The following is a 15,740-nucleotide window of genomic DNA, read 5'->3' as shown; positions in this document are numbered from 1 at the left end:
GTCAGCAAAGGCTTCCGTGATTTTTGAGTTTCATCTCCATCGCGCATAAAGTCGTCTGGCAAGTTATCTTTTTGTGAAAATTACCGGAAGCATTTGCAAAAGTTACCTTTTGACACCCTAATCATATAGAAAAAAATGTCCTTTGTCTCACTGTATTGTTGTGTTAATACAATTATATTTATATTTTATTATATTGTCAATCCTTTTCTTTTTCTCTTCCATTCTTTCTCCAAATCGTCTACAATAGGAACAACGGCATATACAAATGCAATCTGTGCCGACTAAAATTTACTGCTATCTAAAATTTTGAGTCAATTTTTCTGTTGCGGAAAAATTTTTAAATTTTCTCTACAGCTATCCTGCCAGATATTTGAAATATATTTTTTCACTGCGGAAATAAAGACTCACCAGGAGGGAAAAATGAAAGAAACGATTTTACTTTTTCATGCACCTGACAAAGATACTCTGTTAAAAATAGAGATGGCTCTTTTCCCGCTGCATGTCCGGCTGCGCCGCGTGGCAAAGGAGGACTATGTCCAGCCCTTAGGAGCACTTGCAGGCGTAAAGGATATACCGCGAATTGAAGAAACCTACGAAGGAGACGAGCTTTCGGACACTCTGTTTGTCTTTGCCTTCTTTAGTGACAACCGTTTAAACCAAGCTTTAGCAGCGCTTAGGAAGTCTGGAGCCGGAACTTTTCCGTATAAGGCCATTCTCACCCCGACAAATCAAAATTGGAACGCGCTGCAATGCTTCAGCGAAATCCGTAGAGAACACGAAACGATACAAAAGCAGCTAAAAGGAAACAAAGAACAGGCAGAAGAATAATACTGACAATACCTATAATCGAATAGGGGAAAATAGTGAAAGCGCCGGAATTAATTCCCGGCGCTTTCATTTTTTACAAACTGGCTTTCATACAGATGCTTATAAAACCCATTTTGCTTCAACAGGCTTTCATGTCTGCCCTGCTCCACAATTTTCCCATCCTTCATCACCAAAATCACATCGGCCTCACGGATAGTGGAAAGTCTATGTGCCACAATAAATGTGGTTCTTCCCTCCATCAGCTTTGCAAATGCCTCCTGAATTTTCATCTCTGTTCTTGTATCAATCGAAGATGTCGCCTCATCCAGAATCAGCATCGGCGGCCGCAAAAGCATAACCCGCGCAATACACAGAAGTTGTTTTTGCCCCTGTGACAGTGTACTTCCATCTTCTGTTATCCATGTTTCATAGCCTTTTGGCAGCCGTCGGATAAAGCTGTGTATATGAGAGGCTTTTGCCGCCTCAATCACCTCTTCTTCTGTCGCATCTGGTTTTCCCATTGTAATATTTTCCCATATAGTTCCTGTTTTCAGCCAGGTATCCTGCAGCACCATTCCATATCCCGCACGCAGGCTTCGGCGCGTCACCTGTCGAATATCCAGTCCCTCCACTCGGATACTTCCACTGTCTATGTCGTAAAAACGCATAAGCAGATTGATTAATGTCGTCTTGCCACATCCTGTCGGGCCAACCACTGCTATCTTCTGTCCGGGAACAACCTCCAGATTAAAATCCTCTATCAGCTTTTGTTCGGGAAGATAGGAAAAATACACATGCTCTGCCTGCACCTTCCCTTTTATATTTTTTAAGCATACTGCACTTTCTCCATCCGGAATTTCCGGCTCTTCCTCAATCAGTTCAAAAATTCTCTGTGCACAGGCAACTGCATTCTGCAATTCTGTCACTACACCGGAAATTTCATTGAACGGTTTTGTATACTGGTTTGCATAGCTTAAAAAGCTGGTCAACTGTCCAACGCTTAATCCGCCCCCTAATACTGAAAATGCCCCTGTAATCCCGACACCCGTATATACCAGACTGTTTACAAACCGCGTGGCAGGATTCGTAATGGACGAAAAGAAGGTTGCCCGAAGAGAATATTTCTGCAAGCGCTTGTTGATTTCGTCAAAACGTTCTGTCACTTCTTCTTTTCTGCCAAATGTCTGCACTACTTTCTGATTCCCTATCATCTCGTCAATCAGCCCTGTCTGTTCCCCTCGTGTCTCTGACTGCAGCTTGAACATGGCAAAGGTATGCTTTGCGATAAAGTTTGCCACAAAAAATGACACCGGCGTAATCAATACAACCACAAAAGTAATCTTTACATTCACTGACAACATAAAACAGAACGTCCCCAAGATCGTAGCCGCCCCTGTAAAAAGCTGTGTAAATCCCATCAAAAGCCCGTCCGCGAACTGATCTACGTCTGCGATCACACGGCTTACCAGCTCTCCATGTGGATGGGTGTCTATATATTTTAGAGGAAGGATTTCAATTTTTTGAAATGCCTCATTGCGAATGTCCCGCACAATCTGATACGTCATCTTATTATTGCATATATTCATAATCCATTGCGCAAAAGCCGTAACCAACGTACATACTCCAATGGAAATCATCACCTTATATACACCGGCAAAATTTACCGCACCTGCACCTATGATATAATCCACCGCATGTCCGATTAATTTCGGCACATATAAAGTTAAAGCGACAGACAGAGAAGCCAACAATATAGAAAACACTAGAAAAATTCGGTATTTTCCAAGACGGCGGAACACTTTTTTCAATATCTCTGTTTGTTTTACTTTTTTCTTATCTTCCATTTTCCGCCTCCTTTGGAAACTGCGAATAATAGATCTCCTGATACGCCGGACAGTTAAGAAGCAGCTCCTTATGTGTTCCTTTCCCCGCTATTTCTCCGTCGTCCAGCACAATAATCTGATCTGCCTCCTGTACTGACGCTGCCCTTTGAGACACAATAAACACCGTCATTTTTTCTTTTCTTGCGCGGAGCGCTTTTCGAAGCGCCGCATCTGTGGCAAAGTCCAACGCAGAAGCACTGTCATCCAGAATGAGAATTTCCGGTTTTCTGACAAGCGCTCTTGCAATCGTCAGTCTTTGTCTCTGTCCTCCAGACAAATTCCTTCCATTCTGCTCAATGTTATAAGAAAGCTTTCCTTCTTTTTTTTCTACAAACTCCGCTGCCTGCGCCGTTTCAAGCGCCTTTGCAATCTCTTCCTCGGTGGCGTCCGCCTTTCCCCATCTGATATTTTCTGCAATCGTCCCTTTAAAGAGCGCCGCCTTCTGCGGGACAACCCCAATCCGCGCGCGTAAGCTTTCGGTCTCATATTCTTTGACATCTTTACCGTTAATGCGCACTTCTCCTTTTGTGACATCATAGAACCGCGGAATCAGATTCACCAAAGAAGACTTTCCAGATCCAGTTCCTCCGATAATCCCTATGATATCCCCTTTTTTTGCTGTAAATGTAATATCTTCTAAAGATTCTGCGCCATTTCCGTCATAAACAAGAGAAACATGCTTAAATTCTATGAAAGGGGTCTCCTCGTTTTCCTCCCATTTCCACTTCCCGTCTTTTCTGTCCGGTTTTTCCTCCAGTATTTTCTCAATACGGTTTCCACAGGCAATCGCCTTTGTCACTGTAATAATCAAATTTGCCAGCTTTACAAGCTCTACCAGAATCTGCGACATATAGTTGACAAGTGCGACGACTTCTCCCTGTGTCAGTATTCCCTTATCCACCCGAACCGCGCCTGTATAAAGCAGCAGGATAGTTCCTGCATTTACAATGATATAAGTAAGAGGATTCATCAGTCCTGCTATACGTCCGACATATTTTTGTGCATCTGTCAAAATTTGATTTCCAGATAAAAACCGTTTTTTTTCGCTTTCTTCCTTATTAAAGGCACGAAGCACTCTCGCTCCGGTCAGATTCTCCCGCGTCACAAGAAGCACTCTGTCCAGGTTCGCCTGCACCTTTTTATATAGAGGCATAGTAATGAGCATAATTCCGAATACAACAATAGAAAGCAGCGGAATTACAACCACAAAAACAAAAGCAGCCTTCACATCCACAACAAATGCCATCACCATTGCGCCAAACACGATAAACGGAGAGCGCAGAAATAGACGAAGCACCAGATTTACGCCTGCCTGCACCTGGTTTATATCACTTGTCATTCTTGTAATCAGCGTTGCGCTTCCGATAGTATCCATCTGTGTAAACGTAAATTTCTGTATATGCCAAAACAGTTCGTGACGCAGCTTTGCCGCAAACCCTGTGGCCGCTTTTGCAGCAAAGTACTGTGCTGTGATCGAGCAGATAAGGCCAATCCCTCCAAGCGCGATTAAGATAAGGCACATTTTTATAATATACGGCCTGTCCCTATTTTCAATTCCTACGTCAATGACTGCTGCCATAACAAGAGGTACAATCAGTTCAAACGAAGCCTCCAGAAGCTTAAACAGCGGCGCAAGCACTGTTTCTTTTTTATAGTCTTTTAAATATACCAGCAGTGATTTCATCTCTTTCTCCTGTCTTTTCCTAGCGTCGGTGTATAAGGGGCGACGCTAATCTTCCCACTTATCTTATCATAAACCTCATCATATAAAAATACTCTATTTTCCCTCTGTACTATTCTACAATCTGAATGGTTATCTGTGTCACATAATTTTCCTCTTTTCCAATTATGAAGTCATTCATCCCTTGTTCATATGCGTATCCAGTTAATTCTAATCCACACTCTTTCGCATAACAAAGCATTTTACCATATAGTTCTGGCAGTCTGTCCCAGGTTCCTTTTAAATACCCGCACAAATATCTTCCTTTTGGTTTTGTCAGAATCTTCTTTTCTTTTTTATATGCCGGTGAAAACAGACCGTCATATTCTTCAAACTGTGCCTTCTTTACCTTCTCCAGGGAAATATAACTGCCAACCCCTGCCCGATACTGCTCCGGCTTCCACACAGTCTGTATATATTGAAGTACATCCAAATAATTATCATTTTCAAACTTGTATGGTACTGTCAGAAAATATTCTTCTTTACATTCTATTATCCCGATCTCCATATCTTTGACACGTTGACAGAGCAAGGCCTCTTCCTGCTTTTTAATAAGTGCTTTTTTTATGCGCCGCAGCTTTCCTATTTCTTCATCAATCTCTTTTTGTTTTTCTGCCGCTATCTGCAAAAACTCCTGTTCATCCAGTCCGGCTGTGAATCTTCTGATTTCCTCAATACTTAAATGCAGCTCTTTTAGCATCCTGATAAACTCAAATTCCATACTCTGCGCGTAATCATAATATCGGTATCCATTATCACCCTTATAGGCAGGAGAAAATAACTCAATGTTGTCATAATAGTGCAGCGTTCTTCTGTTCACATTATGCAGCTTTGCAAACTGTGCTGTAGTCAGCTTCAATGTTTCCCTCTTTTTCACCGGACAACTCCTCCTTGACTTTACAGTTACTAGATAGTTTATCCTTAGTATAAATCGTACAGAAACAAAAAGAAAGGAAAAATACTATGGAAAACAAAATTATCTTAAGACCCTTAAACCATTCGGATTTAAATGCGTTAGAAAACATCATCAGAAGAACCTGGAAGTATGATACATTTACATCTCCAGAAAGCGCCCGCAGGTTGGCAAAGGTTTATCTCGCCTCCTGTCTTATACGCCATACCTGGTCACAGGTTGCAGAAGTAAACGGCACTGCGGCAGGCGTTATTTTAGCAAAAAATCATACAAAACGCACCTGTTCTTTTAAATATTATCTCCGCTGGTTCACTGGGCTATGCCAGCTTCTCTCTAGAAAAGAAGGACGAGAGCTGCTTCATTTTTTTCAGCATATCAGCCAGATAGATGCACGTCTTTTTCGACAGGCCGACAGGCAGTATGACGGGGAGGTTGCTCTGTTTGTCCTAGACGAGGAGTACCGCGGACTAGGATTAGGCAATCAATTATTTCACAGCATGCTTAACTACATGAAACAAGAACAGCTTAACACTTTCTTTTTATATACAGATTCAAGCTGCAATTTCGGTTTTTATGAGCATCAGAAAATGACACGGCGTCAAATGTATAGATGTACTTTAGACATGAAGGGTAAAAATGCAGAGATGGAGTTTTTTCTTTATGATGCCTCTCCCGACAAATTATAAAATGCTTTTCGACTAAATTCTCTACAGCAAAAAGGTAACAGACAATATGTAATGACCTCCGATTTGTAGGTTCGTGGATTTACCTGTATACTATAAATCGGAACAATAAATGGTAACAGGGATTACCGCATACAAATGGAGGTCATCAAATGAATTATAACACAGTTTACGTAGGAATGGATGTACACAAAAAAAGTTTTTCACTTTGCTGCTACACAAATGAAAAAGAGCAGGCTGAATATCCTCAAAAAACAGCCCCTCATTACAGCAAAGTCCTGAATTATCTGGAAGCTATGCGTTTCCACTATGGCGATGATGTTTTGTTTATTTGTGGTTATGAGGCGGGATGCCTTGGCTACACCTTATACCACGAACTCATGGACCATAACGTAAAATGTATCCTTCTCGCCCCGACAACAATACCACAGCCAACCAGCAGGAAAAAGGTCAAAACGGATAAACGCGATGCCGCACTGATCGCAAGATGTCTGGCACATCACGATTACAGCCCGGTACACATTCCTTCCGAAAAAGATGAACAGGTGAAGGAATATATCCGGATGCGTAACGACCATAAGATTGCCCTCAAAAAAGTAAAGCAGCAAATCAGTGCGTTCTGCCTGCGGCATGGCTACCGCTATGACGCAACTGTAAACCAGTGGACACAGGCTCATCTCAAATGGCTGAGGGCTTTAAAACCGGAAGGGCTTTATCGTGATATTTTGATGGAATACCTGTCTACCTACGATCAGCTGACAGATAAGATCGAACGTATGGACAGACGCATTGAGGAACTTGCAGGCGAACCGCAATACAGGGAGGGCGTCAAAAAACTATCCTGTTTTCTTGGAATCAAGATACAGACTGCGCTTTCTACAATGGTTGAGGTTGGAGATTTCAAACGTTTTTCTTCTGCCCAGCGTTTTGCTGCTTATCTGGGGCTTGTGCCCGGGGAGCGTTCCAGCAGTGAGTCCCAGAACAGACTGGGGATCACAAAGGCGGGAAACAGCCACATCCGTACCTTGTTGGTAGAAGCAGCCCAAAGTTACACGCGGGGACGTGTCGGGTTTAAATCAAAGGCATTGAAGGAAAGACAGTACGGTAACCCGGCAGATGTCATCGCATATGCCGACAAAGCCAACGAACGTTTTCGGCGTAAGTATTATACGATGGTTTTGACGAAAGGGAAAAAGGTGAATGTTGTAAAGACAGCGATTGCAAGAGAATTGGCGTGCTTTATATGGGGGATGATGGTAGGAAATCTGACGGAAAGATAAACAAGGATTTATCACAGCGTCCCAGAAATATCAAGGCCGAGCCGCCGCAGGCGGTGCCGGGCAGCCCTGACATTTCCATTCCGCAGTTATGGCGGATAAACAAGCGCCGTAAGCAGGATAGTGCTGCTTACGGCAGGAAAACCGAACGATTGGAGACACCCTGGAAGGGCTTTAGCATCTTTCAAGGTTCGAGCTATCTGCGACTGAACTATGTCGGCATAGGGAACTATGATCCACGCTAACAGACAGCAGGGCTCACGGCGGACCATTGACCTGTCGGTAAGGAGCGATCCGAATCCACGTATATCAGAGTGGCCAATGCCGGGGACTGATATGTCTAAAGCCTTTTCAGGATGTCTCCAAAACAAAAACATAAAATTTGTGATGATTTTTGTGATTTATCTATTGACAAATGTCATTACATATCAGTTCAGCCCGCGCCATTCGTAAAACTGCACTGCGTGCTTATCGTGGCTGCCGCCACCGTTTTACTCATTGATGGGCGCTTAAGCTCATACAGATGTACGCTCGCAAAAACATGCAAGCATGTTTTATGCTTCCCTCACACTGTATGGCTGAACTGATACGCAAAAAGAGAAAAATTTATAAAAATGTATTGACATTTTAAAGGGGCAAGTATATTGTATTATTTAACTAATACAATATATCATACTTATATTGATGGAGGAATTTACATGGAACCACTCATTAAAGTCGAGGACTTACATAAAATTTATAATCCCGGCGAAAACGAGGTAAGAGCACTGGACGGAATCAGCCTTGAAATTCAAAAAGGTGAATTTGTCGCGATTATCGGACATTCTGGTTCTGGTAAGTCGACTCTGATGAATATGCTCGGCTGTCTGGATATTCCAACCTCCGGTAACTATTTTCTGAATGGGAAAGATGTGTCTCGTCTGTCTGACAATGCTCTATCTGAAATTCGGAATAAAGAAATCGGATTTATTTTCCAGGGCTTCAACCTCGTCGCCAATCTGGATGCTATAGGCAACGTTGAACTCCCCCTCATTTACCGCGGACTTGGCAAACAAAAGCGTCGCCGCATTGCTGTACAGGCGCTGAAAAAAGTAGGACTTGGCACAAGAATGAAGCATAAGCCAAACGAACTCTCCGGCGGACAGCAACAACGTGTCGCTGTGGCGCGCGCAATTGCGGCACAGCCTCCTATCATTCTGGCAGACGAGCCGACAGGAAATCTGGACAGCAAATCTACCAAAGAAATTATGAATATCCTAAAAGCACTGCACACAGGCGGACGCACGGTTATCATTATCACCCATGATGATGAAATCGCCAGTCAGGTTCATCGTGTCATCCGTATTATAGACGGCAGAATCGAAGACGATTATTTGAATGAAGAAAGAGAGGATACACACTATGTTTTCTAAAAAGAAGAACACACAGGAAGAACACTTTGACACTACAGATATCCTTTTGGAAGACGATTTTCCAGATGAAGAAGCCGGCACCTCCTCCAAACCACCAAAAAAGAAATTGCCCGCCTGGGTCATCGTGCCAATTCTCGCCGTTCTCCTGCTTGGCGCCTTTGGACTTTCCAAACTCACAGGAGGCTCTAAGGAGGCATCTGCAAGCAGTACATTAAAAGTAACGGAAGTCAAAAAAGGAAATGTAAAAGAAGTTTACAATTCTACGGGAACGATTGAAAGTGAAAACACAAAGACTTACTATTCTCCCGTCTCGGCGCCTATCAAAGAATGCAACGCCGAAGTAGGCAAAACCGTCAAATCTGGGGATCTGCTTGTCACGTTTGATACAACCGATTTAGAGCGCAGCAATGAACAAGCACAGCTAAATTTACAATCCAGCCTCAATACCTCACAGGCAGCCCGCGCACAGAATGCCCAGGCAATCGATGCGGCAAATGCAGCCAGCGCTCAGGCAGCAGAAACCGCAAATGCACTTGCAGACACTGTAAATGCACTTGCCGCGCAGGTAAACACCGCTTACGAGCAGTACCAGACAAATCTTGCTTTGGCCGGTACACAGGCACAGGAGATACAGGCAAAACGGGAACAATTAAACGCAGTGATTGCAGAAAACACAAAGACGGTCAGCTATAACCAGTCCATTATTGATAGTATTGACTCCGGCTACTCCGGCGGACGCGCGCAGATTGCCGAACTAGAGTCTAAGGGAGAAGACTTAACCCCACAAGAAAAAGAACTTTTAACCTCTCTCAAAGCTGTTTTTCAAGATTACGACAACGCCGTTTCGGCGCGCAATGCGGCACAGGCGGCAATCGACGACGCCAACAGCCAGCTCAATTCCCTTGTGGATCCGAATGTGGACGATGCCGGATATACTGCATTAAAAGCCCAGTATGATGAAGCTTACGCCCAGTGGCAGTCCGCTTATACGGCGGCAGGCGGCAGCTCTGCTTCTGTTGGTATGAGTGCGGCAGAGCTGAACAACCTGGACATCAGCGATAACCTCGCAGAGCTCGCAGCGCTCTCTCCGGAGGAACTTCTGGAAAAGGGAAAAGAGGGAATGAAAGCTGATATGGATGGTGTAATTGCCTCCGTAGACGCTCTGCAGACCAACATGGCTACGCAGGGTGTGGCGCTCTTTACAATCGCCAGCACAGAGAATGTTCGGGTAAAAATCGAAGTTTCTCCGGATGATTATGAAAAAATGAAAACTGGCAGCGCCGTTTCTATTAAAGTCGGTGAACATACCTATCAGGGTACCCTGACAGAAACCAATAAAATCGCTGTAAAAAACGAAAAAGGAACTCCTGTCATCGGAGCCAAGATCCATATCAGTAACCCGGATGAAAATATCTGTATCGGGGCAACCGCAAAAATTACAATGACCGTTGCCAAGTCAGACAACGTGCTCATTGTTCCCAACGAAGTTATCAATGCTTCCTCTGACGGAGATTTCGTCTATGTGGTGGAAAACGGCGTCGTGAAAGAACGGCCTGTAGAGCTTGGAACAGTTTCTACTACGCATACAGAAATCAAAAGTGGACTAAAAGAAGGTGACAAGGTTGTAAATGATCTGAATGTGGATATAAAAGAAGGAATGAAGGCAGTTGCAGTCGAAAAGGAAGAAGAATAATGCTTCTGCTCTAAAAAGAAAAGAGGACATACTATGGGACAATTTCTTGAATATGTAAAAATGGCTCTGGATAATATCCGTTCCAACAAAGGCCGTTCCTTTCTGACAATGCTCGGTATCATCATCGGCATCACCTCCGTTGTCACGATTGTTTCTATCGGCAATGGTTTGAAAAAAGATGTGGTTGACGCTTCCAATGAGCAGAACAATACTGTAACTATCCAGGCAAATGAAGACGAGGTCACCGACACAAAAATCATTACCGGAGACGATATTGCTTATCTGAAGACCTCTTTAAATGACAGTGTGCAAAGCGTATCTGCCGCAGAGACTTCTATTGGAAAAGCAACGACAAGAAAAGGAACCTTCGATACTTATATTACCTTTACTACACCAGACTATGAAAACGCGCAGTACACTTCTCCTCTCGTAAAGGGAAAATATTTTACGGACAATGATGTCTCCAATGCGAACCCCGTCTGTGTAATTGATGAAATCGCAGCCTTGTATCTCTTTGGAAATACCAACGTCATTGGAATGAGTCTGGAGCTTGCGGTTGACAGCGGTATTCAGGAGGTGACAATTGTAGGAATTCGTGAAACCTCCGACGATATGATGGAGGTCGAACAGACTTATCAGATGATGGGAATGGAAAAGTCCATATCTACGTTGGAAATGCCATACACGACTGCGGAGTCTTTTGGAATTCCACTGGATGCCTTCTCCTCTGTATCTGTCACCGTATATGATCCGGAGGATGCCTCTAAAACAGCTTCCTCCGCCGTACAGATTTTAAATGCACGACACCAGAATCTTGGAGATGCCCCGTTCATGCAGCAAAAACCATTAAATCTTTCTGATATGTTTGGTTCCATTATGGATGGCGTGACAGCATTTGTAGCGCTGGTCGCGGGTATTTCTCTCATTGTCGGCGGAATCGGCGTTATGAATATTATGCTCGTCTCTGTTACAGAGCGTACTCGTGAAATCGGCATCCGTAAAGCACTAGGTGCAAAAACAGGTTCCATTATTTTTCAGTTTTTATGTGAATCCGCAATTATTTCCGGCATGGGAGGTCTTATCGGCATACTGCTTGGAGGAGCTCTTACCGCATTGATCAGTGCATTGGAAATCGGCGGTATACACGCACAGCTCTCCTGGCCTGCTGTAGTAGTTGCCACTATTTTTTCCTGTGGTGTTGGAATTGTATTTGGTATTTATCCGGCACGTAAGGCTGCCCAACTAAGTCCGATTGAGGCTTTAAGGCGCATGTAAGAGCCTGGTACACAGCTCTTGCAGGAAAAGTCATATGCTGATAGTATATATACATTATAGAATACTCAAACAAGTATAAATTTTTATTTTAATTATGTGGAGGATATAAGTATGTTAAAACCTAGCAAAATGTTAAAAGTTGTCTCAATTATTGTGATTGTTCTTGGAAGTCTTTCTGTCTTAGGCTCTATTATGTCTACTGTAATGGCAGTCACTATGCCGGATTTAATGGAACAGTCCTATGAAATGCTCGGACAGAGCGCTCCTTCTACCGGATACTATGTATATATGATTGCATCCGCCTGTGTCGTTCTGGTTGCCGGTATCGTCGGTGTACTGCACAAATCAAAAAAATCCGTCTTGATTATGGCAGTTATTTATCTCGTACTTGAATTTGGAAGTGTTATATACTCTTCCTTTATCGCGGGCTTCTCCTTCTTGTATGTGATAGATCTGATTCTTCCGATTCTTTATATGTGGGGCTGGTATCAGTCTGAATAGGCCGGATTACTCCGCCCTACTCAAATTGACCTGCTGTTTAAAAGCATTTGGGGAAGCAACAAAATTTTATTTTGTTGCTTCCCCATTACTTTTTCTTCTCCACTTATCTTTTTTAGGTATTGCGCCTTACTTTTTCTTCTGCTAAAATGGACGAAACTAACAAACGAAAGGAGAGGGTAGATTGCATTTACTCATATCAGATTTCCCCCTGCCAGAAGGACTTCCTTCTGCGCCGGACACTTATTATATCGATTTAAATCACAAGCAGATTAAAGGCTGTACCGGATGCTTTTCCTGTTGGGTAAAGACGCCGGGAAAGTGTGTTATCCGCGACGACGCGGTAACGCTCTATCCCCTAATCGCAAAGAGTAAAAAGCTGATTTATGTAAGTCGTCTGTACTGTGGGATGTATGATGAACCCTTAAAGCGTCTGCTAGAACGCTCTATTCCAGTACAGCAGGCTTTCATACGCCTGCATCAAGGGGAAACACACCATGTACAAAGGAATGTAGAACAAAAGTCAGCGGTTATTATCGCTTATGGAGATACCTCTAAAGAAGAACAAAATATATTTCAAGAGTTTGTCTCCCGCAACGCAAAGAATGTATCCTTTAACGACTGGCGTATCCGGTTTGTTAAGGAAGAAGAAATCAAAGACGCTATACATCAGGAGGTGAACGCATGGAAAGATTGTTAATTGTAAACGGAAGTCCCCGTGCACCGAAATCCAACTCCAAACAGTATGCGCAGCTCGTACAAAAATACTGGAAAGGACAGGCAGACACCTATCTTGTAACCTCAAAAAAGCAAGAGGAACTCGATCTGCAAAAATACCAGCACATCCTGTTTGTATTTCCACTGTATGCGGACGCCGTTCCGTCTGTACTGTTTCCCTTTCTAAAATATCTGGAACAGGCGCACCTCCCAGAAGGTATGCAGGCCCATGTGCTTATCAACTGTGGCTTCCTTGAACCGCAGCAAAATGATACCGCAGTTAAAATACTGCAATATTTCTGCAAAAAAGCCAGACTTTCTTACGGGATGACCCTTCAGATCGGATCGGGAGAGGCGATTCTTAAAACTCCCTTTGCATTTCTTGTCCGCCGGAAGATTCGTTCCTTCGTAAAAGGAGTCTGTCAGGGGAAAAGCCAAGTGCTCTCTGTTACTCTGCCTTTAAGCAAAAGACAGTTCATAAAATCAGCGGAAAAATACTGGCTCGATTATGGAAAACGGTTCCACACAACAGAAGAACAAATGCGGACTATGGAAATCGAATCGGAGCAATAGAGCCTCTATTTTGTCTTAGCTTAACAGGGGTTCCTTGACAATCTGGGGTTGCCTTTCCAGGCAGCCCCTTTTTACTTGCAAATGCAAATTATCTCAACTATAATAAGGTTAATTTAAGTTTTCCGGAGGAATTGTAAAAATGTGGAAACGATCGACACTTAAGAAAACAGCGAGGAAACACGTCAAGGCAGGATATTGGCGTATGATATCCGTCTGTTTTTTAATTGCCACACTTACTACCTCTTACCCACTGGCTACAACATTTTTCAGTCAGCATACTCTCACAGCACAATATCAGACCAAGTCTGCATATATGCCGGAAGATTCAAACTCTGAAGTTTTGAATGATACAATCGAATATATTTCTGATGATGCCGGTACTGAAGAAGCACTGGACAGTTACTCCTTTCGGATAGCTGACATTTTAATTGATTTATATACCAATACCTCTTCAGCTGTTTTTTCTGCCCTGCGTGCATTCAACAGCCTTCTTTTGGATCCTTTGAGTTACTCTACACTTTTTCTAATGATAGGAGTATTTCTTTCATTTGGTTATCAGTTCTTTATTTCGAATCTTCTTTTGGTCGGAGAGGCACGCTTCTTCCTGGAGATTAGAAATTATCCTCAGACCAGAATCAATAAGATCTTCTATTTGTACAAGCTGAGATTTATATTCAAACCAGCCTGGGTTATGTTTTGCCGTTCTCTTTTTCAGCTGCTGTGGAATTTTACAATTATCGGGGGAATTATAAAGCACTATGAATATAGCATGATTCCATTTATTCTTTCAGAAAATCCTGCTGTCGGAAGAAAACATGCATTTTACCTCTCGAAGCAGCTTACTCATCAGCATAAATGGAAGCTATTTCTTTTGGATCTTTCTTTTCTAGGGTGGAAATGTCTTTCTATTCTTACCTTAGGATTTCTGGATATTTTATTTGTAAATCCATATGTAATTGGCACAAAAGCAGAATTATATATGACTCTCCGGCGCAATTATGTCCTTCTTCGCTCACCTTGTTATGAAAAACTCAATGATCCGGCGCTCGAACATGTACTCTCCGAAGACGAACTGTTGATCAGCAAAGCACTTTACGATGACTCACAGGGGCCTTATACGAAAATTGCTTATTTTGCACCGGCCCAGTATCCTGCATTTTTATATTCTATCCAGCCGCCGGAATATGCGGTGAAGGCTCCCCTTAAAATACAGCAGAAATACTCTTTTATGTCTTTGTATTTTTTATTCTTTGCTTTCTCTATATTTGGATGGCTTTTAGAAGTAGGCATCACACTGCTGCGAGATGGCACCTTTACAAGCCGCAGCCTTCTTACCGGTCCATGGATTCCTCTCTATGGACTATGTGGAATCTGTATTCTTATTGTTATGCGCAAATTATCTGCAAAGCCTGTTTTTGTATTTCTACTTATTATGGGAATGTATTCTTTACTTGAATATGCGGTCAACTGGATTACAGAATTCGGACTCCACATAAGACTTTGGAATTACAGTTCCTACCTTCTAAATATAAACGGACGTATTTATATGGGCGGTACTGTAGCATTTGCTCTTCTAGGCTGTGCGTTTTTTTATTCCCTCGCTCCCAGATGGAACCGCTTATTTTTAAAGCTGACCCGTAAAAAAAGAATTTGGCTGTGTATTCTATTGACGGTTCTTTTTGCCGCGGACATTCTTTTTTCAATTTTCACTTTCTGATTGGAGGAATCATTATGGTACATACGCAACTTTTTACAGAAAAGCCAGACTGCACTGCCCGTCTTTCTAAAGAAGAACGGGTGTATGATCTTTTGCAGAGACTGGAAATTTCTTATACGGGCGTAGATCACGACGTTGCTCCCACTATAGAAGCATGTCGGGAAATCGAAGATGTGCTCGGCATCATGCCATGCAAAAATCTATTTCTTAGGAATCGTCAGAAAACAGAGTTTTATCTTCTTTTAATGCCGGGAGAGAAAAAATTTGTCACAAAAGACCTTTCCCACCAGCTTCATATCTCTCGCCTTTCTTTTGCAGAGCCGGAATTTATGGAAGAATTACTGAATACCTCACCAGGAAGTGCCAGCGTACTTGGACTTATGAATGATACATGCCACCGCGTCCACCTCCTTATAGATGAGGAGATTCTGGCACAAGAATTCATAGGCTGTCATCCTTGTATCAATACCTCCAGCCTGAAAATACGAATGGAGGATATACTGGAAAAATTCCTTGTACATACCGGACATTCTTATGTGACAGTGCATTTATAATATTGCATTTTCCCTGAA

The 15,740-nt window shown here is 42.8% G+C and carries 15 protein-coding genes; 12 read left to right on the top strand and 3 right to left on the bottom strand.

Features of this window, described 5'->3' with window-relative positions:
- The first annotated feature begins 420 nt into the window (after window positions 1-420).
- Window positions 421-828 (top strand): DUF3783 domain-containing protein, encoded by a 408-nt coding sequence (locus tag ACZ5C4_RS05560; RefSeq protein ID WP_464520118.1) that lies wholly within the window; start codon window positions 421-423, stop codon window positions 826-828.
- Window positions 829-878: 50 nt separating this feature from the next.
- Here ACZ5C4_RS05560 and ACZ5C4_RS05555 read toward each other — a convergent pair whose 3' ends face one another.
- From ACZ5C4_RS05555 to ACZ5C4_RS05545, 3 genes are all read right to left on the bottom strand, one after another.
- The gene (locus ACZ5C4_RS05555) at window positions 879-2,651 is read right to left on the bottom strand and encodes an ABC transporter ATP-binding protein (protein WP_464520117.1); all 1,773 of its coding nucleotides are present in this window, start codon (window positions 2,649-2,651) and stop codon (window positions 879-881) included.
- The gene (locus ACZ5C4_RS05550; protein WP_464520116.1) at window positions 2,641-4,374 is read right to left on the bottom strand and encodes an ABC transporter ATP-binding protein; all 1,734 of its coding nucleotides are present in this window, start codon (window positions 4,372-4,374) and stop codon (window positions 2,641-2,643) included. The genes ACZ5C4_RS05555 and ACZ5C4_RS05550 overlap by 11 nt, the downstream gene beginning before the upstream one ends.
- Before the next feature lie 109 nt (window positions 4,375-4,483).
- A complete protein-coding gene (locus ACZ5C4_RS05545; RefSeq protein ID WP_464520115.1) occupies window positions 4,484-5,287 on the bottom strand; it encodes a MerR family transcriptional regulator in 804 nt (267 codons plus the stop codon).
- An 86-nt stretch (window positions 5,288-5,373) separates the two neighbouring features.
- On the opposite strand from ACZ5C4_RS05545, the gene ACZ5C4_RS05540 reads away from it, so the two are divergent.
- The 11 genes from ACZ5C4_RS05540 (at window position 5,374) to ACZ5C4_RS05490 (ending at window position 15,722) form a co-directional block, all read left to right on the top strand.
- Window positions 5,374-6,009 carry a GNAT family N-acetyltransferase gene (locus ACZ5C4_RS05540; protein ID WP_464520114.1) on the top strand — a complete coding sequence of 212 codons (636 nt, stop codon included), beginning with the start codon at window positions 5,374-5,376 and terminating at the stop codon, window positions 6,007-6,009.
- Between the two features lie 149 nt (window positions 6,010-6,158).
- Window positions 6,159-7,286 carry an IS110 family RNA-guided transposase gene (locus ACZ5C4_RS05535; RefSeq protein WP_464520113.1) on the top strand — a complete coding sequence of 376 codons (1,128 nt, stop codon included), beginning with the start codon at window positions 6,159-6,161 and terminating at the stop codon, window positions 7,284-7,286.
- Window positions 7,250-7,528, top strand: coding sequence for a hypothetical protein (locus ACZ5C4_RS05530; protein WP_464522376.1), 279 nt, complete (start codon window positions 7,250-7,252; stop codon window positions 7,526-7,528). The genes ACZ5C4_RS05535 and ACZ5C4_RS05530 overlap by 37 nt, the downstream gene beginning before the upstream one ends.
- 453 nt (window positions 7,529-7,981) lie before the next feature.
- Window positions 7,982-8,695, top strand: coding sequence for an ABC transporter ATP-binding protein (locus tag ACZ5C4_RS05525; RefSeq protein WP_464520112.1), 714 nt, complete (start codon window positions 7,982-7,984; stop codon window positions 8,693-8,695).
- The gene (locus tag ACZ5C4_RS05520; RefSeq protein ID WP_464520111.1) at window positions 8,685-10,388 is read left to right on the top strand and encodes an efflux RND transporter periplasmic adaptor subunit; all 1,704 of its coding nucleotides are present in this window, start codon (window positions 8,685-8,687) and stop codon (window positions 10,386-10,388) included. Before ACZ5C4_RS05525 ends, ACZ5C4_RS05520 begins: the two co-directional genes overlap by 11 nt.
- A gap of 33 nt (window positions 10,389-10,421) precedes the next feature.
- A complete protein-coding gene (locus ACZ5C4_RS05515) occupies window positions 10,422-11,663 on the top strand; it encodes an ABC transporter permease (RefSeq protein ID WP_464520110.1) in 1,242 nt (413 codons plus the stop codon).
- Window positions 11,664-11,774: 111 nt separating this feature from the next.
- A complete protein-coding gene (locus tag ACZ5C4_RS05510; RefSeq protein ID WP_464520109.1) occupies window positions 11,775-12,164 on the top strand; it encodes a hypothetical protein in 390 nt (129 codons plus the stop codon).
- Window positions 12,165-12,345: 181 nt separating this feature from the next.
- Window positions 12,346-12,861, top strand: coding sequence for a flavodoxin family protein (locus tag ACZ5C4_RS05505; protein WP_464520108.1), 516 nt, complete (start codon window positions 12,346-12,348; stop codon window positions 12,859-12,861).
- On the top strand, window positions 12,846-13,451 hold the full coding sequence (locus ACZ5C4_RS05500) for a hypothetical protein (RefSeq protein WP_464520107.1): 606 nt from the start codon (window positions 12,846-12,848) through the stop codon (window positions 13,449-13,451). Before ACZ5C4_RS05505 ends, ACZ5C4_RS05500 begins: the two co-directional genes overlap by 16 nt.
- Before the next feature lie 139 nt (window positions 13,452-13,590).
- Window positions 13,591-15,168, top strand: coding sequence for a DUF975 family protein (locus tag ACZ5C4_RS05495; protein ID WP_464520106.1), 1,578 nt, complete (start codon window positions 13,591-13,593; stop codon window positions 15,166-15,168).
- A 14-nt stretch (window positions 15,169-15,182) separates the two neighbouring features.
- Window positions 15,183-15,722 (top strand): prolyl-tRNA synthetase associated domain-containing protein, encoded by a 540-nt coding sequence (locus ACZ5C4_RS05490; RefSeq protein ID WP_464520105.1) that lies wholly within the window; start codon window positions 15,183-15,185, stop codon window positions 15,720-15,722.
- Window positions 15,723-15,740: the final 18 nt, after the last annotated feature.

This window comes from Mediterraneibacter flintii (assembly GCF_055387595.1).
The sequence above is the reverse complement of the archived record's forward strand: the minus strand, read 5'-3'. Positions and strand labels throughout refer to the sequence as shown.